Source organism: Brucella sp. GW823-FHT04E01 (genome assembly GCF_058796175.1).
On the sequence record NZ_JBXAIK010000003.1, the window covers coordinates 426,783 to 450,483 of the forward strand.

The window sequence follows — 23,701 nt, forward strand, 5'->3', positions numbered from 1 at the left end:
CTTTTGTTCAGGGAACAAAGCACAGTCTGAATGATGCTTCTGGTTGTATTTTTATATGGTGGCACTTCAGGCGGGCGCAGGGGGCGGTATGTTTAAAGTCCTGGAATGCGTAACAGTACAGCACGATCAGCCTTTCGTGGTTTTGGCTGCATCCATCTCATTTGCAAGCATGTTTGCTTTCTTTCTGTTGCTCGTCCGCGCGCGGGAATGCACGGAAAGCCGCCGTGACAATTGGCTGGCGATAAGCGCGCTCGCGGGTGGATTGGGCGTGTGGGCAACCCATTTCGTGGCGATGCTTGCATATCGTGGCACCGTGGCAATCGAGTTCGATTTTACGATCACGGTTCTTTCAGCGGCAATTGCCGTACTTGGCTTTTGGCTGAGTGTGCGCTTCCTGAATGGTAAGGCGTTCAAATACGTTTTGATCGCAGCCATTTCAGCAACCCTATCGATTGCCGCAATGCATTTCACTGGTATGAGTGCAATCAGAGCAGCTGCAGATGTTCACTATGACCTTCCACCGATCCTGATTGGCAGTATAATATCGATCCTGCTTTTGCTGGCTGCTTTCTGGTTTGTGATGAACGCTGCCGGCTGGATGCGCGTTTTGCTACCGACCGTTGGGGGGATTCTTGCTGTTTGCACGCTCCACTTTACTGCAGTTGCGTCGACCGAGCTGGTTCCAAACCCGACCCTTCCTGCTGCTGATCCGCTGGGCATAGGGCGTCTCTGGCTGATCGGTGCAATTGCCGCTGTTGTCAGTATAGTAGCGCTGACAACGATTATTGCAGTATTTGTAGATCGTTACATGACGGACTTGAAGGGATTTGCGAACGCTACCCTGGACGGACTGGCCGTCGTTCGTGATGGTGGAATAGTCGAGATGAACGCTCGGTTTTCCGATCTCATGCGAAGCAGTGAAAAGGCGCTTGTCGGTGTTGCGCCGGATACTCTGTTGCTGGCGGCTGATGGGCTCCCCGTCTGTGCTTCTCGCCCGGAAGCAATCGAGGCCGCACCCAGATTTCCAAATGATGAGCGCATCTTTGAACTCGCGGTTCATACGATTGAGTATCAGGGACGCCCTTGCGAAGTTCTGGCTGTCCGTGATCTTACCGAAAAGCGCACGGCCCAGCGTCAGATCGAGCATATGGCGCGGCATGATACACTCACGGATTTACCTAACCGAATGTTCTTTGAAGAGCGTCTCGCAAACGCAGTGGCACGCCGCAGCCGAGAGCCTTTTGCTGTACTCGCGCTTGATCTGGACCGGTTCAAAGCAGTGAACGATATTTTCGGCCATGCCGAAGGTGATCGGGTATTGAAGACGGTTTCCAGCATTCTGAAGCGATCCATAAACGGTATAGACACGGCAGCACGTATTGGCGGCGACGAGTTTATCATTCTGCAGGTCGGGGTTCCGCAGCCCAAGGGTGCACGGAAACTGTCCGAAAAGATTCTGGATACCTTCCGGTCGGAACTGAATACAGTGCTCGATCCGACTGCTGTCGGTGTCAGCATTGGCGTTGCCGTATACCCGAATGACGGCAAGGATGCAGAAGCCATCCGACATGCGGCAGACATTGCGCTTTATCGGGCGAAGACAGAAGGACGGGGTACGGTTGCATTCTACTCGCCGGAAATGGACCGTGAAATAAGAGAGCGCCGCCAGATGGAGGCTGATTTGCGCCACGCCATGGTTCGCGGTCAGATCAGTATTGCCTATCAGCCATTGTTCGCAACAGCAGATGGTAGTTGTACCGGCTATGAAGCACTGGTTCGTTGGAACCATCCGGAACGTGGCCAGATACCACCGGAGGTTTTTGTTCCTATCGCTGAGGAAACGGGGGTAATTGTCCCACTCGGTGAGTGGGTTCTGCGTGAAGCCTGCCGCACTGCCGCCGGATGGGAGAAGCATTTAACTATCGCTGTAAACCTCTCCCCAGTACAGTTCCGTTTGGTCAATCTGCCGGACACGGTCAGTTCGGTTCTCCTAGAAACGGGTCTGGATCCCACGAGATTGGAGCTGGAGGTAACGGAAGCCGCATTAATGAAGGACCGATTGACGACACTCGAACTGTTGCGTCGCATGAAGAAGCTGGGTGTCCGTATCGTGATGGATGATTTCGGCACTGGCTATTCGTCGCTCAGTAACCTTCAAAGTTTCCCATTCGACAAGATCAAGATCGACCGCAGTTTCATCACCAGCATGGAAACGGATGTTAGTGCGAGAGCCATTGTACGAGCCATCGTCGGGTTGGGTCGTAGTCTTGATCTCCCGGTGGTGGCCGAGGGTATAGAAACCTTTGACCAGCATCGCATGGTGATCGAAGAGGGTTGCGAACAGGTTCAAGGCTTTCTTTTCGGACGTCCGGCCAATGCGCCAGCGTCAGCGGATCCGTCTTCGCGGCTTCCTAGCAAAAAGGGCGGTGGGCAAGTAAAGACTACCTAATAAACTGCAACCTTGTGAATAACTTTGAGGCTTCGGTGTTGCCGGAGCCTCTTTGCTGTGCCGAATTGTTACAAAGCTGTTATTTGATGCGATTGTGAATGAAATTCCATAGTGAAATATTCAGGGGGCGGAACCACAAATTTCTCAATCGCTGGAAGGGGTTGCGCCACATCCAATGCAGTCGAACACTGCGAATAGCGTAGTGTTTTCAACACGATATTTCGCGTGATCGCAATAATAAGTGAATTTATCCGAAGGAGCTTTCCGTGCTTGTAACACGTTACGGCCACAAAGCGAAAGCTGAATAGGACGAACAGTAACAGTACTAGTGATCGTAAAGACAAATCCCGTAACGGGGTCCTCGATACGCATCTTGGTTAAGTGGATGATGGAAACGATGCTTACTTCGCAACAATGGCTTCCGGTCGAGTTGCTCAATATCGGGCTGGCCGCTGCCCTTTTCTTCGCCTGCCTTGTTCACTCACTGTGGAAGGCTGTCTTCGATGAGCTCAACCCGGTATTCTGGCGCCGCACGGCTGCTCTGCTCTGGGCTGGTATCTTTATTGTCGCGCTGAGCGGCGGGATTGAAAGCTTCAACTGGCCACAAGCCATTGGATGGCTTCTCGTTCTTGGCGGTGTTGTTGCGACTGTGACACGTACCGGTATGAGCTATTATCGCCAATATTGCGCACATACATCGCGCGGTGTTCATTCGGGCCGCACCCGGCTTTCTGGACGGTGATCGCCATGTTTGCAAAGACTGTTGAAATGCCTTTGCGGCTTCACCGCCCACATAGCTTGCGCTCGTTCTTTATCCGCGCTTTTGCTGCTGCACGATCCCGTAAATATTCGTAGAGCGTGCACCCGATCGGCAGTAACCAAGAATGGGGCCCTCAGCTTCATCCAGCGCTGCTGCCATCGCATCCACATCTTCTTGCGTCAATTGTCCGCCTACAACCGGGATGTAGTAAGTTGCAAGCCCGGCTTTTTCGGCGACACGTGCAATTTCGCTGAACTCGGGTTGTTCAGGGCCGCCTTCGCCGTCTGGCCGATTGCAAATGATTGTGCGAAATCCCTCCGCTGCAATATCGCGTACGTCGTCGGGCTCGATCTGGCCCGAGACTGAATAATTGTCGTCTACCTGGCGAATATCCATATTTTCCTCACTTGCCGCTCAAATCGCGACGGCTTGTCCGGTGGCAACTTACATTAAAGTTGTTTTCATGCCACATGAAACTGCTGGGAGAACGGATGCGATGACAGGGGAGCGATTAAGGTGACGATCCACAAGGTTAGCCAGAGCGCTGTACGTATCGCGCATCGTGTGTCGAGCTTTCATGAAAGCACCCGAATGGTCCCGGAAGAAGTGCCCGTGGCGGTCAGCTATAACGGTTCAACCCAAGCCGTAATGATGGCTACACCGGATAATCTTGAGGACTTCGCGATCGGTTTCACGCTCACCGAGAATATCGTTGACCATATTTCCGAGATAGAAGCGGTTGATGTCGTAGCCTTTGAAAAGGGTATAGACCTACAGATCAGACTGTCCGAACGCCCCGAGCAGAGGCTTGCCGCGCGACGCAGGTTTATGGCTGGTCCCGTTGGGTGTGGTCTCTGTGGTATAGATTCAATCGACCATGCGTTGCGGTCGCTTGAGGCTTTGGAACAAGGTGATAGGAAATTCTCTTCCAACGATATTTCAATGGCTGTCGTGTCTCTCACGAAAGAGCAGCAACTGAATGCTGAGACCCATGCAGTTCATGCGGCGGGGTTCTATGTGCCAGGCGAGGGGCTTATTGCTGTACGTGAGGACGTGGGGCGTCACAACGCATTGGATAAGCTCGTCGGAGCTGTCTCGCGTATTGGTACTGCACCGGGAAATGGGATCGTCGCGATTACCAGCCGTGTTTCGGTCGAAATGGTGCAGAAAGCAGTTATGTTCGGTGCGCCAGTTCTGGCCGCAATCTCTGCGCCGACAGCTCTTGCCATTCGAACGGCGGAAGATGCCAACCTAACGCTTGTTGCACTGGTGCGAGGTGTTGAATTCGACGTTTATGCCCATGGAGAGCGTATCGCAGGAGAATGACCGGCCTTTTCGCAAAGGCCGGTCGAAGCATCATTATGCAAGGGCGGCAATACGGCTGCGTTCGCTAACGACCTGCAACACCGCATTGGCTGCTTCCACGCCCTTCACCTTGAAGTGGGCATGGAAAAATTCATGATGTTCCTTGCTTTCATGGAAATGATGCGGTGTCAGAACAACGCTGAGCACCGGAACTTCGGTCTCTAGGCCGACTTGCATCATGCCGTTGATGACAGCAGTTGCCACGAAATCATGTCGATAGATGCCGCCATCCACGACGAACGCAGCGCCGACAATGGCAGCATACTGGCCGGTTTTGGCCAGAGTCTTGGCGTGGAGAGGAATTTCATAGGCACCTGGAACGTCGAAGATTTCGACTTCTATATTTGTGCCAGCCTTTGCGGACAGTTCCGCGATAAAGCTCTTGCGAGCTTCGTCGACAATATCGGCGTGCCAACGGGCCTGAATGAATGCGATCTTGAAGGAAGTCTTGTTCGGATAGCTCTGGTTCATAGGTTCCACACGAAACTAGAATCAGGGCGCACAAAAGAACGCATTGATTGTGCCCAAGGGCGCAATCCTAACGCTCATTCGCTCTCTTCCATCCGGACTTTAACCGTCGGCTCCGGCATCTCACCGGATCTGCTGACCCTGAACGGAAGCCGAATCGGCATCTTTCAGGCGCTCGCGGGCTCGAAACTTTTGCTTCATACCGCCGGTGGGGAGTTTCACCCCGCCCCGAGAACAAGCCCGCACACCATTGTGCGAGCGGCGTGAAATTAGGGTTTCGTCGCGGGCTTGTCCAGTAAAATAAGGGAAATTTTATACTGCCGGCATTTCAGGTCGATGAGGGGGATTTTAGAGTGCTGGTTTGATGGGAGGCGCCATGTAAAACGCTGCCCTTGAGGTGGTAATGCTTTAATTTCTAAGCGTTTTTCAGGGCGCCGGCTCTACCTGAAGTTTTAATCGATTGAATTTTACGCGTTTTATCTATCGGAAGATATTGACACCCTGGCAGGGTTTGGGCCTATCCTATGTTCACATCTTGTCTTGTGGATATTTAGCATCCTTAAAAGACAACGTTGTCAATTGGGCTTAAGCGGCGTATGAGTGGGATGGAGGATTTCAGGAAAAGCGTCGTGAGGGATGGCCGGGCACAGGTGAAAGCGGAAGCTTTCGCATCGTATTGCGGCAGTGAGTAGGAGAAACTGGTTGTGTGGTGCAGCTGGTTTCGGGTCTGTGCCGAAGAGGCGCGGATGGGAATGACGAGACGGATTACTGCGCTGAAGCAAAGGCTTAGCCAGATATCCGATAGTTTTAGTTTCGTTTGTTTCTACGGGAGGTAGACATGCATAAACTTTTGAAGCTCGCCGCGATGGGTACAGCCGCCTGTGCTTTGCTCGCCGGAATGGCCCCTGTTGCCAGTGCGCAGGACAAGCAGAACGTTGAAGTTCTGCATTGGTGGACTGCTGGCGGTGAAGCCGCCGCGCTCGACGTTCTCAAGAAGGATCTCGAAAAGAAGGGCATTAGCTGGACCGATATGCCGGTTGCCGGTGGCGGTGGTACGGAAGCCATGACAGTACTGCGCGCGCGCGTCACAGCTGGCAATGCTCCGACGGCAGTGCAGATGCTCGGCTTCGACATCCGCGATTGGGCAGAGCAGGGTGCTCTTGGTAATCTTGATGAGATCGCAAACAAGGAAGGTTGGGAAAAGGTCATTCCGGCTCCTCTGCAGGAGTTTGCCAAGTATGACGGCCACTGGATCGCTGCTCCTGTCAATGTTCACTCCACCAACTGGATGTGGATCAACAAGGCAGCGCTCGACAAGGCTGGCGGCAAGGAGCCTACCAACTGGGATGAACTGATCGCTCTCCTCGATAAGTTCAAGGAACAGGGCATCACCCCGATCGCTCATGGCGGCCAGCCATGGCAGGACGCAACGATATTTGATGCTGTAGTGCTTTCTTTCGGTACAGATTTCTACAAGAAGGCCTTCATCGATCTGGATCCAGAAACGCTCGGCAGCGATACGATGAAGCAGGCTTTCGATCGTATGACGAAACTGCGCTCCTATGTTGACGATAACTTCTCCGGTCGCGACTGGAACTTGGCTTCAGCTATGGTCATTGAAGGCAAAGCCGGCCTTCAGTTCATGGGCGACTGGGCGAAGGGTGAGTTTGTCAAGGCTGGCAAGAAGCCGGGCGAAGACTTCGTTTGCATGCGCTATCCGGGCACCCAGGGCGCTATCACATTCAACTCCGATATGTTTGCCATGTTCAAAGTCTCGGAAGACAAGGTTCCTGCACAGCTTGAAATGGCATCGGCGATTGAAAGTCCGACTTTCCAGTCGGCATTCAACGTAGTGAAGGGCTCCGCTCCGGCTCGTACCGATGTGCCTGATACCGACTTCGATGCTTGCGGCAAGAAGGCTATCGCTGACGAAAAGGAAGCGAGTGAAAAAGGCACGATGCTGGGCTCCATGGCGCATGGTTACGCTAACCCTGCTGCGGTGAAGAATGCGATCTATGACGTCGTAACACGCCAGTTCAACGGTCAGCTTTCCTCGGAAGATGCCGTCAAAGAACTCGTGTCGGCTGTTGAAGGTGCGAAATAACAGCAAAGAGGCGTCCGGCCCTTTCCGGACGCCTTCTATCTCAGGTGCTTTGGATATTGGTAGAGCATCTGAAAGTACTGGCATCAGTGGCCAGAAATCAAAACAACAATTGCATGATGAAGGCCTGCATGTTTCCATCGGAAATTGCAGCAGACTGAATTTATTGGGTGCATTCGGTCGCGCATAATGCAGAAGCGCTGGAATGCCGATCAAACAGATGTCCGGAACGTGCGCCTGATGTTTGGCGTATGTCCGGGTGGCGTAAACAAGGTGACGCAGAGATGCAGCGTAACAACCGATTACAAGAACTGGTGCCAAAGCTGGTTCTGGGGCCGAGCTTTCTGATAGTGCTCGTGTTTGTCTATGGTTTTATCATCTATACGGGCGTTCTTTCGCTAACCAATAGCCGAATGCTGCCGTCATATGGCTTCGTCGGACTTACGAATTACACCAAGTTGTGGGCCTTGCCTCATTGGTGGCGTGCGATCACCAATCTGGCGATCTTTGCATCGCTCTACATCATTATCTGTTCGGTCATCGGGCTGTTCCTTGCGATCCTTCTTGACCAGAAGATCCGCGGTGAAGGCGTTCTACGTCCGATCTATCTTTATCCGATGGCGTTATCTTTCATCGTCACTGGAACGGCATGGAAGTGGTTTCTCGATCCAGGTATCGGTCTGGAAAACACAATGCATTTATGGGGTTGGGAGAGTTTCTCCTTCAACTGGATCAAGAGCAATACAATGGCAATCTACTGTCTGGTGATTGCTGCTGTGTGGCAATCCTCCGGATTTGTGATGGCGATGTTCCTAGCAGGATTGCGCGGCGTGGATAATGAAATCATCAAAGCGGCGCAGATTGACGGAGCATCATCCGGTACGATCTATCGCCGCATCATTATCCCGTTGATGCGTCCGGTTTTCCTGTCAGCTTTCGTGGTTCTCGCTCATCTGGCAATCAAGGCATACGATCTTGTTATTGCGCTGACCGGTGGCGGTCCGGGGCAGGCCACCGAATTACCTGCGACTTTCATGTATTCCTATACGTTCACACGGAACCAGATGGGTATCGGTGCATCGTCGGCGATTATCATGCTGGCGATGATCTTCTCGATTATCATTCCTTATCTGTATTCTGAAATTCGCGGAGGGTCTCGGTCATGAGCGCCCAGTCGCAAGACAATGCCATCAAAAGCGGAAAGCTGACGCGAGCGCTGATCTACACTGCGCTACTGCTCTTTGCATTCTATTATCTGCTGCCGCTCTATGTGATGCTGGTCAACTCCTTCAAACCCCTTGAAGAAATCCGTCAGGGCGGGATGTTGAACCTCCCGCAGCAATGGACCATCGAACCATGGTTATCTGCATGGTCGACCGCACAGATCGGAGTTCAGCCTACCGGGTTGAAGCCGTTCTTCATCAACTCGATCCTGATGGTGGTTCCAGCCGTTGCGATCTCGACTATTGTCGGCGCCTTGAACGGTTACGTTCTGACCAAATGGCAATTCCGCGGGTCGAACATCTTTTTCGGCTTATTGCTGTTGTCGTGCTTCATTCCGTTCCAGATCGTACTCATTCCGATGGCGCGTGTTCTTGGTTTTCTGGGGATTGCGGGCACGATTTGGGGACTGATCCTCGTGCATGTGGTTTACGGTATCGGTTTCACGACGCTCTATTTCCGCAACTATTATGAAGCCTTCCCGACAGAATTGGTGCGGGCGGCGCAGATCGACGGAGCGAGCTTCTTCCAGATATTCTGGCGTATTTTGCTACCGTCTTCAGGACCGATCATCGTTGTGTCGGTGATCTGGCAGTTCACGAACATCTGGAACGACTTTCTGTTTGGTGCCTCCTTCTCGGGTGCAAATTCCACACCGATGACGGTTGCACTCAACAATCTGGTTTCCTCCTCCACCGGCGTTAAGGAATACAATGTCCATTTCGCAGCTGCCATCCTGGCAGCTCTGCCGACGCTGATCGTCTATATCGTTTCCGGTCGCTATTTCGTACGTGGCCTGATGTCCGGTGCCGTAAAGGGATAAGTTGCAATGTCTTTTCTGAAAATATCTGATCTCTACAAATCCTACGGCAATGTTTCGGTTTTGAAGGATATCAATATCGAGATTGATGAAGGCGGTTTCCTCGTTCTCGTGGGCCCGTCTGGCTGCGGCAAGTCAACATTGTTGAATACTATCGCCGGGCTTGAGCCGATCACATCGGGTGACATAGCCATCAATGGCAAGTCGGTGTCCGGCCTGCATCCATCCCAGCGCGATATTGCGATGGTCTTCCAGTCTTATGCGCTTTATCCGAATATGACGGTTGCCGGGAATATCGCTTTCGGCATGGAAATTCGTAAGGTTCCGAAGGCTGAGCGCGATAAGGCTATTCAGGAAGTTGCCGATATCCTGCAGATCGGCCATCTGCTGGATCGCAAACCAAGCCAGCTTTCAGGCGGCCAACGTCAGCGTGTGGCCATGGGGCGTGCTCTGGTGCGTAATCCGCAGGTATTCCTGTTCGATGAACCACTTTCCAACCTCGATGCCAAGCTGCGTGTCGACATGCGCACCGAGATTAAACGGCTGCACAGCCGGATGAAAACTACGATCGTTTATGTGACGCACGATCAGATCGAGGCAATGACGCTGGCAACTAAGATCGCCGTTCTCAAGGATGGAATCTTGCAGCAATTCGGAACGCCAGCCGAAATCTACAATAATCCGTCCAATATGTTCGTTGCTGACTTCATGGGATCGCCAGCAATGAACCTGCTAACTGCTCGGGTCGAAAAGAACGGTTCGGGCTATGCCATCAATCTCGGACGTGGTGAAGGTGAACCGTTGAAGCTGCCATTGAAGGCGGCGCCCCAAGGACTAGGCGCTTATGAAGGCCAGGATATTGTCTTCGGTATTCGCCCTGAAGCACTCACAGATCCGGATGGAGCTGATCGCAATGCAAATGCGATAGTGGAAGGGGATTGCCTGATCGATGTTGTCGAGCCCGCAGGCTCGGATACGTTTGCTGTTACGCGATTGGGCGGCAAGCACGTTGTGGCACGACTGCGCGCAGATGCCCGCATCGCTGCGGGACAACCGGCCACGTTGGCCTTCAACCTGGACAAGTCGGTCTTCTTTGACCCGAACAGTCAGGGTCGAATTCTCTGACTGTGAGGCACATAGTGCAATCTTTGCCAACACTGCGGAGACTGTATGAAACGAAAAGAGCGCTTCCATTTTATTGGAAACGCTCTTTTTCATGTCTGCCTGGAGGGCAAAAAACTTTGTTTAGGGGCACGCTTTAATGCAGGAAATCAAGCCCAAGAAGGCCGACTGCAAGCGCAGTGTTCAGTGAAATGATCATCATTCCGTAGATGATGGCGGTTCTTGTAATATCGTTCATTTCCTACCTCCTTGAACCGGAGCGGCCCCCCACCCGGTTCGAAGCCTCGTGAAACTGTAACGAAATGTAACAAGCTGTTACGGGAAGCGCAACCCTGTTTTACGCAAATGTGAACGGTTGAAATCTGGCGTGAGAAATTCAGTGACTTTTGTCGGCAGAGAGCCAGTTAGGCCCAAAACCGCGATAAATTACTGATTTTATCGCATATTCACCGCAATGTGACGCTGCTCTGACTAGCAATAATCAGTGTGGCGCTACATAGGATTGTCAGCTCTTAAATATCCGTCATTTCGGAATATTACCGTGAATCGCATCATTCCTCTCGTACTGGCCATAGCCCTATTCATGGAGCAAATGGATTCGAACGTCATCTCGACGTCGCTTCCTGCTATCGCTGCTGACATCGGTACAAGCCCTATTGCGCTCAAGCTGGCGCTGACTGCTTACCTTGTTGCGCTCGCAGTTTTTATTCCCGTCAGCGGCTGGATGGCCGATCGCTTCGGGGCCAAGAATGTCTTCCGGGCTGCAATTGCGGTATTCGTGGTTGGTTCTGTAGCCTGCGCTGCATCGAATTCACTGACTGCTTTCGTCGTTGCGCGGTTTTTGCAGGGTATGGGCGGTGCGATGATGACACCGGTTGGCCGTCTCGTACTTATCCGTTCGACTCCGCGCAGTGAACTTGTGTCAGCCATGGCGTGGCTTACGATTCCAGCAATGGTCGGGCCGCTGGTAGGTCCACCAGTCGGTGGTTTCATCACGACTTTTCTGACTTGGCATTGGATTTTCCTGATTAATGTACCGATCGGTTTCGTCGGTATCTGGTTTGCAACGCGGTTTCTGCCGGACACAGACGAGCGCATCGTAAAGCGCCTTGATTGGACGGGCTTCTTTCTTTCCGGGATCGCAATGTCGGGTGTTGTCTTCGGATTGTCGGTCGTCAGCCTGCCAGCCTTGCCGCCTGCGGTGGGTTTTACAACCCTTGCAATCGGTATTGTCTGCACGGTTCTCTATCTTCGGCATGCGAGGAGAACCGATGATCCGCTGCTGAACCTGAAACTTTTCGATAATCAGGTATTTCGTTCCGCAGTCATCGGCGGCAGCATTTTCCGGTTCGGGATCGGGGCTATTCCATTCCTGCTGCCATTGATGTTTCAGCTTGGCTTTGGTCTCACACCGTTTCAGTCGGGTATGATGACTTTCGTTTCGGCGATCGGTGCGATCAGCATGAAATTCGGTGCAAAGCGTATCTTTGTTCGCGTTGGTTTCCGGCGCGCCTTGATGGCAGGGTCCTTGATTTCGGCCTGCTTCATTGCCGTCAACGGCCTGTTCACACCGACAACACCTTACTGGATCATCATCGGCTTTTTGCTGGTGGGGGGCTTTGCGCGTTCGTTGTTTTTCACTGGTGTCAATGCGCTTGCTTTCGCCGAAATCCCCGATGAAAAGACCAGTCAGGCGACGCCCATCACGGCAGTGGCGCAGCAGGTTTCCATTGCTATCGGTGTGGCACTGGCAGGTGGTATTCTGGAAATCAGTACGTCGTTACGCGGAGCCCATCTCGAATTGGTGGACTTCCACATCGGCTTCTTTGTGGTTGCTGCCGTTTCCGCTCTGGCTTTTCTCTGGTTTGCGCGGCTCGCACCTGATGCAGGCAAGGAACTGTCTGCGCCAACAGTCGTGAAACATCACGGTAAGGAGCCCGCAGCCATCGAAGCCGCGAGCACCTCAGCCGGAAAATAAGCTTCAACCTTTGAAATCGCGGGCGAGTAGATAAAGCTCGACCGATTCCGCGCGTGATGCAGGTGGTTTGACATGATGCACAGAGCGGAACTTCTGCTTCAGCAGAGCTAGTAGTTCATTTTCCGTGCCACCCTGGAATGTCTTGGTGAGAAAATGCCCGCCCGGCTTCAAAACCGAAATGGCAAAATCAGCGGCGACTTCACACAGATGCACGGTACGCAGATGATCAGTCCTGCGGTGGCCAGTCGTCGGGGCAGCCATGTCGGAAATGACTAAATCGGGCTTGTCACCGAGCGCATCCATCAGTTTTTGTGGCGCCTCATCATCGAGAAAATCCATTTCCAGCAAGACAACGCCGGGCAGGGGGTCGACGTGAAGGTAGTCGATGCCAACGACGTTCGGATTCTCGTCGGTTGAACCGACAATCTTGGCCGCGATCTGCGACCAGCCGCCAGGCGCAGCGCCGAGATCGATGATCTTTTGACCCTTTTTGAGCAGATCATAACGATCATTGATTTCAATGAGCTTGTAGGCTGCGCGCGAACGATATCCGTCCTGCCTGGATTTGTGCACATAGGGGTCGTTCAAATGGCGCTGCAGCCAGCGGCGTGACGATTCCTTGATCGTGCCTGCCTTTTTCTTCACACGTACCTGCAGATTGCTGGAGCCCGCGCCACCGCGACCACCAGTTTTTACTCCACCCTTGTTTCCGCCTGCCTTGCTCATTTTCAGTGCCTGTTTCTAGCGCCTGTCGCGCGATTGTGTCGCCATGCGCCGTCGCGCGACATCAGTTCGGTCAAAATGCCTTCACGCAAACCACGATCGGCAACAAGTAGTTTTTCGCTGGGCCATACTTTGCGTATCGCATCGAGAATAGCACAGCCTGCCAATACCAGATCGGCGCGATCTGCGCCAATACACGGGTTGGCTACACGAGCGTCAAAATCCCACGACAGAAGACGGTTGGTCATTTGCGTCACATCGTCGGCACCCATCCACATGCCATCGACTCGGCGCCGATCATAGCGGTCGAGGCCGAGATGAATTCCAGCGAGCGTGGTTACGGTTCCAGATGTACCCAGCAGGTGGAAACGTGGACTGGCAGTCAGATTTCCGAGACACTGCCGCTCGGCAAATTGCGCAAGCAGATCGGTCACATGCGAAACCATGGAATCGAAACTTTCCTGCGTGACATTGCGTCCGCCGAAACGTTCTGCCAGCGTCACGACGCCGACAGGAAGAGACGTCCAGGCCATGATATGCTCTGCCAGACGAGGAGAACGGCGACGGGAAACATCAATCAACGCGATTTCAGAGGAACCGCCACCAATATCGAACAACACGACAGCATCCGTTTCGCGGGTAACCAGTGTACCGCAGCCTGAGACAGCGAGCCGGGCTTCCGTCTGCCGGTCTACGATCTCCAGTTCAAGTCCGGTTTCCGCCAGAACCCGTGCCAAAAATGCTTCGCCATTCGAAGCCGAACGGCAGGCTTCGGTGGCTATCAGTCGCGAACGTCTGATTTTCTTGCCTGCAAGTTTGTCACGGCAAACCTTCAGTGCTTCAACGGCACGATCCATCGCATTTTCGCTAAGCTGGCCAGTGGCACTCAAGCCTTCTCCCAATCGTACGATGCGTGAAAATGCATCCACAACGCGGAATTGGCCAGGCCGCGTCGGCGACGCAACCAGCAGGCGGCAATTATTTGTGCCAAGATCCAAAGCCGCATAAAGTGGAGCGTCGCCCTTTTCGTGATGCGCGCCATTAGCAGCGCGGGGCATCTGGCCATTGCCGCCCTTACGCTTGTTCGGCGTCGATGCATGTTGGCTTTCCGCGCGCGCGACATTATGCGTAGACTTCAACGCAGCTTCAGCTACCAGCGGCGTCTGCGCACCCTGTTGTCGTGACTGCTTCTTTTTACGAGCGCGGCGGCGGCGATTCGAGATTTTTCCGGAAGATCGCTGTTGGTTGTTTGCTGCTTCTGCAGCCTCGGGCTTTTGCGCAGAAGCTTCAACAGCCGGCACAGACTTACCGCGCCGACGCCGACGTGCGCGTTTACGCTGGCTCTGCGAATTCGTGCCTTCGGTCTCGTCCTGTGGCTTTGAGCGTCCTGAATCGGATGCACTACGGGCATTGCCGATATCTGTAACGGCTTTCTTGCGCGGTCTGCGCTTGCCGTTATCGGACGGATTCCGGGCCTGCGAATTGCCCGATTGTCCGCCGGACGCCCCTTGATGCACCATTTCGGCGGTGCGCTCGTCGGGGTTCTTCAAGGTTTTTGTCCTTATGGCGCCGCGCGAACCTGTCAGGACGCAAGCAAGGCGCTTCAATTTCTACGTTGTGCATAATGTAACAGTGGTTTTCTGTTTTACCAAGGGGCAGGCTGTCGAGAGCCGCCGGAAAATTTTGAATGCACGTATGAAATTTGAGCCAACGGCGCGCCCGAGGGCTTTCGCTGGTGGCGAAAGCCCTTAAGGAGACGATATGTCTGCAGGTTAGATGTCGTAAGTATGGGCTGCGTTGATTGTCGCAACGAATTGTTTTGTGCGCTCACGCGCAGGCCGCGTGAAAACCTCGTGTGCGGAGCCCGTTTCAACGATGTTGCCCGACTCGAGAAAGACGACGTTCTTTGCAATTTTGGAAGCGAGTCGCAGGTCGTGTGTCGCGATCACCATGGTGGTGCCTTCCTTTGCAAGTTTGCTCAGAACATCAACGACTTCGGAGGCGAGTTCGGGGTCAAGGGCCGAGGTGGGCTCATCGCATAACAGAACACGCGGGGATGGTGCCAATGCACGTGCAATCGCGATACGCTGTTGCTGGCCACCAGAGAGCGTTGAAGGCCAAGCATCCGCTTTATGCGCCATCCCTACCTTTGTGAGCAATTCCATCGCACGTTCTTTTGCCTTGTCCTTCGGCCATTTCAGAACCGTAACGAGGCCTTCCATCACATTCTGGATCGCGGTCTGGTGAGGAAAGAGCTGGAAGTTCTGAAACACCATGCCTGTCTGGCGGCGGATTGATTGGATTGCCTGCCAGCTCGGCTTACGGTCAGGCTCAAAGCTGAGGCTCTGGCCACCCAGAACCAGAGTGCCCGACGTCGGAATCTCCAGCAGGTTTATGCAACGCAGCAACGTGCTTTTGCCTCCGCCGGATGGACCGACTAGTGCTGTTACTGTGCCCTCGGCAATCGCAACGTTGATATCATTAAGGATCACAGCGTCGTCAAAGCGCTTTACGATATGTTGCAGCTCGATCATGCGTTTGTCTCCAGTGTGCCGCCATAACGTCCGAAGCGTTTTTCAAGGCGCACTTGCAGCGCTGAGAGTACGGAACTCATCACGAGATAGATCAAGGCTGCTTCGATATAGAGGATGAGAGGTTCGTAAGTGGTCGCGACGATACGTTGCGCGGACTGGAAAAGCTCCGGCACGGTGATGGCGGCTGCAAGCGACGTGTCCTTCACCAAAGAAATGAAGGAATTGGAGAGCGGAGGCACTGCAGTCCGGGTTGCCTGTGGCAGAATGGTGCGGGCAAGTGCCTGACGCCAGCTCATACCAATGGAATATGCGGCTTCCCATTGACCTTTCGGAACGGCAGATATGACCGCCCGGATAATCTCCGAACTATAAGCACCAACGCTGAGAGAGAAACCAATTACGGCCGCTGGAAATGCATCGAGATAGATGCCGGCGCTTGGCAGGCCGTAAAAAATTACGAACAACTGCACGAGCAGGGGGGTACCGCGGAATATCCAGACATAAAAGCGTGCGATAGATGAAAGCCAAAGCGGAGCGAACAACCGCACGAGCGCAGTCAGGAGCCCCAATGTCAGGCCGAATGCAAAGGACAGAAGGGTGAGGGGAATAGTGAAGATCAAGCCAGCCCACAAAAGAGTCGGCAGGGATTCCACCATCAGTTGAAGCCAATCGGGCACGGTTTTCGGCTCCTCAATAATGTATAAAGTCAGACTGAAATGAACTTGCGCTGATAAACCTGCGCGTCCTTATCTTATACAGCCTGACATTCATGTCTTGGGAATAGTTTTTCACAATCACAATAAAACGAAGCCGGAAGGAGCTTCCGGCTTCGTCTTGTAAACCAGGAAAACGCTTACTTGGAAACGTCCTGACCGAAATATTTCTGTGAAATTTTGTCGTAGGTGCCGTCGGCTTTAATTTCGTCGAGAGCCTTGTTGATTGCCGTTACGAGATCATCGTCGCCCTTGCGGACGATGATGCCCGACGCGTCGGCATTTTCTTTCTCGGCCACAACCTTGACCGGAGCCTTCGGCTGGTGCTTTTTGAAGTCGAGAAAAGACAGGCTGTCATTGAGGGTCGCATCCGCACGGCCTGTCAGAACAAGCTGGATCGACTGGTCGAAACCATCTGTGGCTACGAGTTCAGCGCCGGCTTCCTTCGCGAGCTTGCCGTAATTGCTGGTGAGCGACTGTGCTGACTTCTTGCCCTTAAGGTCAGCAAAATCCTTGATCGTATCGTCCTTGTCGTTGACGATCAGAACGACCTTGGAAACGATATAGGGGTTGGAGAAGTTGAACTTCTTCTGACGCTCTTCGGTAATGCCTACCTGGTTGATAACGGCATCATAGCGTTTGGAATCAAGCCCAGCGATGAGCCCGTCCCATTTGCCTTCAACGAATTCCGGCTTTACGCCGAGCTTGGCAGCCACGGCTTCACCGATTTCCACGTCGAAGCCGACGAGCTTGTTGTCCTTGTCGTGATAGGTGAACGGCGCGTAGGTGCCTTCAGTGCCGATCTTTAAAACGCCCGCCGACTTTATGGCGTCGAGATTTTCTCCGGCCATAGCGCCAGTGAAAAGAGCTGCCTGAATGATGCCTGCGGTAGCGATGATCTGAGCGAATTTCATTTTCGGTATCCGTGAACTGGTTGAGGTTCTATTGATCGCAGAAATTTAATTCTAAAGATGCGTCCAAAACGACCATTACGCAGTAATTATTAGGATTGGTTACTAATTATTTGAATAATTTGAGTGAATAATTCTAACACCCTTCAGTCCGGATCGGAAGGGTGGAGAAAGCATTCACCCGCCCTCAGTCACTATGAGATGACTTTAAGCAATCGATGCCGGTTGAACGCAAAGCGCCGCCAGAATTTCAGCTGGCGGCGCTTTGCGTGTCGGTGGGCAGGCCAACTACTAGGGTTTGCCGTAACCGCCACCGGTTGGTGTGATGACGGTGAAGGCTTCACCTGCTTCCAGAACGGTCTGGTCGCAGTTGCCGAGCACTTCGATGGAGCCGTCCTTTCGCCGTACTTCATTGCGACCGGTTTGACCGGCTTCGCCGCCTTCAAGGCCGAAGGGCGCTACGCGGCGATGTCCTGAGAGAATGGCGAAATCGAGCGTCTTAAGTGCACGGATCGTGCGCTTGGTGCCGTCGCCAGCGTGCCACTTGCCCTTGCCGCCCGATCCATGCCGAATGTGGAAATCTTCCAGCAACACCGGGAAGCGTGTTTCCAGAATCTCCGGATCGGTGAGGCGGGAATTGGTCATATGTGTATGCACGGCATCTGCACCGTTGAAACCCGGACCGGCGGGGGCACCAGAACAGATGGTTTCGTAATACTGATATTCATCATTGCCGAAGGTCAGATTATTCATAGTGCCTTGCGCTGCGGCCATGGCCTTGGTCGCGCCAAACAGGCAGTTGGTGACAGCCTGACTGACTTCGACATTGCCCGCCACCACGGCTGCCGGATAGCGCGGTGAAAGCATCGAACCTTGCGGAACGATGATCTTGATCGGGCGCAGGCAGCCCGCATTCATCGGAATGTCGCCTTCGACCAGCACACGGAAGACATAGAGCACAGCGGCACGTGTCACCGGTTCCGGCGCATTAAAATTATCCGGGCGCTGTTCCGACGTGCCGGTGAAATCAACCGTCGCTTCGCGCTTTTCTTTGTCGATCGTGACGCGCACCTCAATTTGGCAGCCCTGATCCATCTCATAGGTGAAATGGCCGTCCGGCAGCTTGTCGAGCACACGGCGCACGCTTTCGGCGGCATTGTCCTGAACATGGCCCATATAGGCTTTCACAACATCCTCGCCGAAAAGACCGATCATCTTTTTCAGCTCGGCGACGCCCTTTTCGTTGGCGGCGATCTGCGCCTTCAAGTCGTTGACGTTCTGCGTCAGGTTGCGGACGGGGTAGGTCGCACCCGTCAGCAGAGCGGCGAGCGCTTCCTCGCGGAAGGTGCCGCGATCAACCAGCTTGAAATTGTCGATATAGACGCCTTCCTGCTCGATATTGACCGCAAGCGGCGACATGGAACCCGGCGCGATGCCGCCAATATCCGCGTGATGGCCACGGCTAGCGACCCAGAAGCGGATTTCGCGATTGTCGTCATCGAAAACCGGCGTGCATACTGTAAGATCGGGCAGATGCGTGCCGCCATTATAAGGCGCGTTGATGAGGAACACATCGCCCGGCTTGATGTCGCTGTTTTCGCGGATGGCGGTGGCGACGGATGCATCCATGGAACCCAGATGCACCGGCATATGCGGCGCATTGGCGACGAGATTGCCTGCCGCGTCGAAAACTGCGCAGGAAAAGTCGAGACGTTCCTTGATGTTCACCGAATAGGCGGTGTTTTGAAGCGTCACGCCCATCTGCTCGGCTATGGACATGAAGAGATTGTTGAAAATCTCCAGCATGACCGGATCGGCTTCGGTGCCGATGGCCGTGCGGGCGGGCAGCGCCTTGATGCGCGTCAGCACCACATGGTCATGCGCGGTCAGGCGAGCCTGCCAGCCATCTTCGATGACGATGGTCTGGTTTTTCTCGATGATGATTGCCGGGCCGGTGACGGTCTGGCCGCGCTGCATCTGCTCACGCAAGACGACGCCCGCATCGTGCAACGTGCCTTGCGAGAAGAAGCTGGTCCGTTTGGCGGTTGCCGCTTCCAGATCGCTGTCGAGCGACTGGGCGCTTTCGGTCTCGCCAGCACCTCCGCCAACGGCTTCAACTTCCACTGCGTCGATAACGAGAGCCTTGTTTTCCGCAATGAAGCCGAAACGGCGCTTATGGGCGGCCTCGAACTCGGCGCGAAGACGGTCGGCATTATCCTGTGCCGGGAAGGCGGCTTCAATGGAGAGCACCGTGTCGGTGCCCGCATAGCGGATGTGGGCGCGCAGATGACGCTGCACGGCTTTAGCCTCTATGCCCTGGGCCAGAAGTTCAACGACGCATTCCTGCGCCAGTTCTTCGCCGAGTTCTTTCAAGGCTGAAGGCGCTGCTGAATCGAGCGCGACGCCAAGCGCCTTTTGGCGCGTGGCGCGAATATCGGCCAGGCCCATGCCATAGGCGGATAGCAGGCCGGACATGGGATGGAGAAGAATATTCTTCATGCCAAGCGCATCGGCCACGAGACAGGCATGTTGTCCGCCCGCGCCACCAAAGCAGTTGAGCGCATAGCGCGTCACATCATAGCCGCGCTGGACGGAAATTTTCTTGATGGCCTCGACCATATTGGCAACCGCAATGCGGATGAAACCATCGGCAACCGCTTCCGGCGAACGACCATCGCCGATTTCAGTTGCCAGCGCGGCGAAGCGTTCCCGCACCCGCTCCACATCAAGTGTCTGGTTCTGGTCGGGGCCAAAGATTGCCGGGAAAAATTCCGGTAGAAGCTTGCCCAGCATGACATTGGCATCGGTGACGGCGAGCGGTCCGCCATTGCGATAGCAGGCCGGACCGGGATTGGCGCCTGCCGAATCCGGTCCGACACGGAAACGTCCGGCGTCGTAATGCAGGATCGAACCGCCACCTGCGGCAACCGTGTGGATCAGCATCATCGGCGCGCGCACGCGCACACCGGCAACTTCCGTTTCAAAAGCGCGTTCATATTCGCCGTCGAAATGCGCGACATCCGTGGAGGTGCCGCCCATGTCAAAGCCGATGACATTCGGGAAACCAGCCGTTTCGCCGGTCCGGGCGAGGCCGACGACGCCGCCTGCCGGGCCGGAGAGGATTGCATCCTTGCCCTGAAACAGATCGGCTGCGGTGAGGCCGCCTGACGACATCATGAACATGACGCGTGCGCCGGTGCGCTCGACATCCAGCTCGTTGGAGACCTGCGCAACATAGCGGCGAAGAACCGGCGACAGATAGGCATCGACGACAGTGGTGTCGCCACGCCCGACCAGCTTGATCAGCGGCGAAACTTCATGGCTGACGGAGACCTGTTCAAAGTCGAGACTGCGCGCAATGCGAGCAATTTCAGCCTCATGTGCAGGGAACTTATAAGCATGCATGAGCGCGATGGCGACGGATTTGTAGCCCTGTTCCTTCAGTGCAGCCAGTACGGCTTCCGCCTCGGCGGGATCGAGCGCCGTTTCAACCGTGCCGTCTGCCTGAACGCGTTCGTTCAGCTCGACCACCTTTTCGTAAAGCGCTTCCGGCTTGATGATTTCAGTCGCAAAGATGTTCTTGCGTTCCTGATAGCCAATGCGCAGCGCATCGCGAAACCCCCTGGTGGTGACAAGGGCCAGCCGCTCGCCCTTGCGCTCGAGAAGCGCATTGGTCGCGACCGTCGTTCCCATGCGAACTTCGCCGATGATACCGGCGGGAACCGCTTCGCCGGTCCTGAGGCCAAGATGCAGGCGAATGCCGTGAACGGCGGCATCCTTATAGGCAGACGGATTTTCGGAGAGAACCTTGCGTGCATGGAGCTGGCCCTGCGGATCTCGCCCGATGATGTCCGTAAACGTACCGCCGCGGTCGATCCAGAAGTCCCATACTCCGCGTCCTGTTCCGCTCATTATCGGCTCCCTCACACAGCACTACTGGTGCATTTCGAAATCTTTTCAGGATTTCATAGTCCCACTTTATTGACAAAATGTCGATAAGATGGTGACATAAAATACACATAAATAAGGGAGCAGCAAGAATGGGGAAGAACAGGGACAGCGAAGAAACTGTAACGGTGTCTTCCGAGACCCGGGAAGCAAGCTTCGATGAAGTCGCGTTGCCCAAGCATCTGCGCCCCGTCGCCTCAATAGGTCCCATTGTATCGTCTGCGCATCTTGCCGAAGGCGGTTCGCCAGGTATGTCCGAGGTTGAATATGGCCTCATTCTCGCATCGCACGCATTTTCGCGCTGGATGGTTCGCTGCATGGCTGCGGCTGGATTGCCGGGGCTTTCGCCCATCGAGGTGCTGATTCTCCATTCGATCCGCCATCGTGATCGCGAGAAGAAGCTTGCCGATATCTGCCTCGTTCTCGACATTGAAGACACGCATATTGCCACCTATGCCATCCGCAAGCTTGAAAATGCCGGTCTGTTGACGACCGGCAAGGCGGCGAAGGAAAAGACGGTGAAGATCACCGCCAAGGGCGCTGATGCCTGCGCGCGCTATGCGCAGATTCGCGAGCGCCTTTTGGTCGATTCCACTGCCAATGCACGCCCTTCGGAAGAAACGCTTTCGGAAGTGGCTGCGCTTTTGCGCTTCATGTCCGGTGCATTCAATCAGGCCACGCGGTCTGCCATCACACTGTAAAAGGGTTGGAAGTTTGAGCGGAACCGAGTTGAACGCACCAGTTTCAAAGCCTCTGCTGACTGTCGATGGCCTCAGTGTCGAATTTGGCGCGAGCCGTGTCGTTGACGATCTGAGTTTCTCGGTTCATCCGGGTCGCACGCTGGCCGTGGTTGGAGAATCCGGTTCGGGCAAGTCCATCACGTCGCTTTCCATCATGCGGCTTGCCGATATGAGCGGCGCGAAATTCCCGTCTGGCCGCATTCTGTTTGGCGAACGTGATCTGCTGAAAGCCGATCAAAAGACGATGCGCGGCATTCGCGGCAAGGAGATCGCCATGATCTTCCAGGAGCCGATGACGTCGCTTAATCCCGTTTTCACCATCGGCAACCAGCTATCCGAAGTGCTGATGCTGCATGAGGGCATGACCCAGCAGGCGGCGCTTGCCGAGGGTAGGCGGCTTCTGGAAATGGTGCGGCTGCCGGATGCGGAAGGACTGCTGAAGCGCTATCCGCACCAGCTTTCTGGCGGGATGCGCCAGCGCGTCATGATCGCCATGGCGCTTGCCTGCCGCCCGAAGCTTTTGATCGCCGATGAGCCGACCACCGCACTCGATGTGACTATTCAGGCCCAGATACTGCACATTATCAGAGATTTGCAGCAAGAGCTTGAAATGGCGGTGATTTTCATCACACACGATATGGGCGTGGTGGCGGAAATGGCCGACGATGTCGTCGTCATGTGGAAGGGTAAGAAGGTCGAGGAAGGCCCGGTCGGGCAGATTTTCTCGAAACCGGAACATGCCTATACCAAGACGCTGCTGTCGGCAGTGCCGAAGCTTGGCAGCATGACGGGCGAAGCCTTTCCCAAGCGGATGCCGGTCATGACCATGCGTGACGGCATGCCTGTTTTGACGGGCGAGGAGCGCATTCAGGACACGGCGCGTTATGGCGACAAGCCGTTGCTTTCCGTAGACGATCTTTATGTGCGCTTTCCGATCAAGAAGAACCTGTTCGGGAAGGTCACGCATGTCTGCAACGCTGTGTCGAAGGTCGCATTCGATATCTATCCGGGCGAAACGCTGGCGCTGGTCGGTGAATCCGGTTCGGGAAAATCGACCATAGGGCGCACCATCCAGCAATTGCAGACGCCGCTTTCCGGCGATATTCGCTTCAACGGCAAGGCCTATTCGGCCATGAGTGCTGCCGAGCGATATGCCATGCGTCGCGAAGTGCAGTATATTTTCCAGGACCCGTTTGCATCGCTTGATCCGCGCAAGACGGTTGGCTTTTCCATTGCAGAACCGATCCGCACGCATGGCCTTCTCGACAATAGTAAGGCGATCAATGCGCGCGTGGCAGAATTGCTGGAGCGGGTTGGTCTCGGCCCGGAACATGCCAAGCGCTATCCGCACGAATTTTCCGGCGGTCAGCGCCAGCGCGTCTGCATTGCGCGTGCGCTTGCCTCCAAGCCGAAGCTCATCATTGCCGATGAAGCTCTGTCGGCGCTTGATGTTTCCATTCAGGCGCAGGTTATCAACCTGTTCATGGACCTCCAGAAAGAGCAGGATCTCGCTTATCTCTTCATCAGCCATGACATGGCGGTGGTCGAAAAGATGAGCCACCGCGTGGCCGTTCTCTATCTCGGCCAGATCATGGAACTCGGCTCGCGGCAGCAGGTTTTCGAAACGCCGTCGCATGACTACACGAAGCGGCTTCTCTCGGCGGTGCCGATTGCCGATCCCGCTGCGCGCACCAACCGGTCCGCACTGGAAGGTGAAATTCCAAGCACGACGCGCCGGATCGACGACAAGCCGCCGATCTATCGTCATCGCGAGATCGCAGCCGGACATTTCGTGGCCGAAACCGTCTGACGCATAAAGTTCAACAGAAACCCAAAGGGGAAAAAACA

Annotated in this window: 18 protein-coding genes and 1 riboswitch; of the genes, 10 read left to right on the forward strand and 8 right to left on the reverse strand. The window is 54.6% G+C overall.

Annotated elements, in window-relative coordinates; all coding sequences use genetic code 11:
- Positions 1 to 88: 88 nt before the first annotated feature.
- Both AC1RHM_RS12450 and AC1RHM_RS12455 read left to right on the forward strand, forming a co-directional pair.
- Positions 89 to 2,449 (forward strand): bifunctional diguanylate cyclase/phosphodiesterase, encoded by a 2,361-nt coding sequence (locus AC1RHM_RS12450; protein ID WP_036563555.1) that lies wholly within the window; start codon positions 89 to 91, stop codon positions 2,447 to 2,449.
- A 385-nt stretch (positions 2,450 to 2,834) separates the two neighbouring features.
- The gene (locus AC1RHM_RS12455; RefSeq protein ID WP_181152406.1) at positions 2,835 to 3,191 is read left to right on the forward strand and encodes a hypothetical protein; all 357 of its coding nucleotides are present in this window, start codon (positions 2,835 to 2,837) and stop codon (positions 3,189 to 3,191) included.
- A 69-nt stretch (positions 3,192 to 3,260) separates the two neighbouring features.
- On the opposite strand, the gene AC1RHM_RS12460 is transcribed toward AC1RHM_RS12455, so the two are convergent.
- A complete protein-coding gene (locus AC1RHM_RS12460) occupies positions 3,261 to 3,605 on the reverse strand; it encodes a protein tyrosine phosphatase family protein (protein ID WP_010659007.1) in 345 nt (114 codons plus the stop codon).
- Between the two features lie 120 nt (positions 3,606 to 3,725).
- On the opposite strand from AC1RHM_RS12460, the gene fdhD reads away from it, so the two are divergent.
- On the forward strand, positions 3,726 to 4,535 hold the full coding sequence (gene fdhD, locus AC1RHM_RS12465; protein ID WP_010659006.1) for a formate dehydrogenase accessory sulfurtransferase FdhD: 810 nt from the start codon (positions 3,726 to 3,728) through the stop codon (positions 4,533 to 4,535).
- Between the two features lie 33 nt (positions 4,536 to 4,568).
- On the opposite strand, the gene AC1RHM_RS12470 is transcribed toward fdhD, so the two are convergent.
- Positions 4,569 to 5,045, reverse strand: coding sequence for a 6,7-dimethyl-8-ribityllumazine synthase (locus tag AC1RHM_RS12470; protein WP_010659005.1), 477 nt, complete (start codon positions 5,043 to 5,045; stop codon positions 4,569 to 4,571).
- Positions 5,046 to 5,121: 76 nt separating this feature from the next.
- A riboswitch (FMN riboswitch) is annotated at positions 5,122 to 5,282 on the reverse strand.
- A gap of 598 nt (positions 5,283 to 5,880) precedes the next feature.
- Between AC1RHM_RS12470 and AC1RHM_RS12475 the strand changes: the two genes are divergently transcribed.
- The 5 genes from AC1RHM_RS12475 to AC1RHM_RS12495 all read left to right on the forward strand — a co-directional run bounded on the left by AC1RHM_RS12475 (position 5,881) and on the right by AC1RHM_RS12495 (position 12,284).
- Entirely contained in the window at positions 5,881 to 7,146 is a 1,266-nt protein-coding gene (locus AC1RHM_RS12475; protein WP_010659004.1) for an ABC transporter substrate-binding protein, read from the forward strand.
- A gap of 281 nt (positions 7,147 to 7,427) precedes the next feature.
- Positions 7,428 to 8,309 carry a carbohydrate ABC transporter permease gene (locus AC1RHM_RS12480; RefSeq protein WP_010659003.1) on the forward strand — a complete coding sequence of 294 codons (882 nt, stop codon included), beginning with the start codon at positions 7,428 to 7,430 and terminating at the stop codon, positions 8,307 to 8,309.
- Complete coding sequence (locus AC1RHM_RS12485) at positions 8,306 to 9,187, forward strand: carbohydrate ABC transporter permease (RefSeq protein WP_151576564.1); 882 nt, start codon at positions 8,306 to 8,308, stop codon at positions 9,185 to 9,187. The genes AC1RHM_RS12480 and AC1RHM_RS12485 overlap by 4 nt, the downstream gene beginning before the upstream one ends.
- A gap of 6 nt (positions 9,188 to 9,193) precedes the next feature.
- Positions 9,194 to 10,309: an ABC transporter ATP-binding protein gene (locus AC1RHM_RS12490; RefSeq protein ID WP_010659001.1), complete on the forward strand. Its 1,116-nt coding sequence runs from the start codon at positions 9,194 to 9,196 to the stop codon at positions 10,307 to 10,309.
- Between the two features lie 538 nt (positions 10,310 to 10,847).
- A complete protein-coding gene (locus AC1RHM_RS12495) occupies positions 10,848 to 12,284 on the forward strand; it encodes a DHA2 family efflux MFS transporter permease subunit (protein WP_010658999.1) in 1,437 nt (478 codons plus the stop codon).
- Between the two features lie 3 nt (positions 12,285 to 12,287).
- On the opposite strand, the gene AC1RHM_RS12500 is transcribed toward AC1RHM_RS12495, so the two are convergent.
- The 6 genes from AC1RHM_RS12500 to AC1RHM_RS12525 all read right to left on the reverse strand — a co-directional run bounded on the left by AC1RHM_RS12500 (position 12,288) and on the right by AC1RHM_RS12525 (position 21,077).
- Positions 12,288 to 13,010, reverse strand: coding sequence for an RlmE family RNA methyltransferase (locus AC1RHM_RS12500; protein WP_010658998.1), 723 nt, complete (start codon positions 13,008 to 13,010; stop codon positions 12,288 to 12,290).
- Between the two features lie 2 nt (positions 13,011 to 13,012).
- Positions 13,013 to 14,557 carry a Ppx/GppA phosphatase family protein gene (locus tag AC1RHM_RS12505; RefSeq protein WP_029375988.1) on the reverse strand — a complete coding sequence of 515 codons (1,545 nt, stop codon included), beginning with the start codon at positions 14,555 to 14,557 and terminating at the stop codon, positions 13,013 to 13,015.
- Between the two features lie 222 nt (positions 14,558 to 14,779).
- Positions 14,780 to 15,541, reverse strand: coding sequence for an amino acid ABC transporter ATP-binding protein (locus AC1RHM_RS12510; RefSeq protein WP_010658996.1), 762 nt, complete (start codon positions 15,539 to 15,541; stop codon positions 14,780 to 14,782).
- Entirely contained in the window at positions 15,538 to 16,218 is a 681-nt protein-coding gene (locus AC1RHM_RS12515) for an ABC transporter permease subunit (protein ID WP_010658995.1), read from the reverse strand. The genes AC1RHM_RS12510 and AC1RHM_RS12515 overlap by 4 nt, the downstream gene beginning before the upstream one ends.
- 176 nt (positions 16,219 to 16,394) lie before the next feature.
- A complete protein-coding gene (locus AC1RHM_RS12520; protein ID WP_010658994.1) occupies positions 16,395 to 17,168 on the reverse strand; it encodes an amino acid ABC transporter substrate-binding protein in 774 nt (257 codons plus the stop codon).
- Positions 17,169 to 17,456: 288 nt separating this feature from the next.
- Complete coding sequence (locus AC1RHM_RS12525) at positions 17,457 to 21,077, reverse strand: hydantoinase B/oxoprolinase family protein (RefSeq protein ID WP_010658993.1); 3,621 nt, start codon at positions 21,075 to 21,077, stop codon at positions 17,457 to 17,459.
- Positions 21,078 to 21,205: 128 nt separating this feature from the next.
- On the opposite strand from AC1RHM_RS12525, the gene AC1RHM_RS12530 reads away from it, so the two are divergent.
- Both AC1RHM_RS12530 and AC1RHM_RS12535 read left to right on the forward strand, forming a co-directional pair.
- The gene (locus AC1RHM_RS12530; protein WP_010658992.1) at positions 21,206 to 21,814 is read left to right on the forward strand and encodes a winged helix DNA-binding protein; all 609 of its coding nucleotides are present in this window, start codon (positions 21,206 to 21,208) and stop codon (positions 21,812 to 21,814) included.
- Between the two features lie 13 nt (positions 21,815 to 21,827).
- Positions 21,828 to 23,663, forward strand: coding sequence for an ABC transporter ATP-binding protein (locus AC1RHM_RS12535; protein WP_050897425.1), 1,836 nt, complete (start codon positions 21,828 to 21,830; stop codon positions 23,661 to 23,663).
- The last annotated feature ends 38 nt before the right edge of the window (positions 23,664 to 23,701 follow it).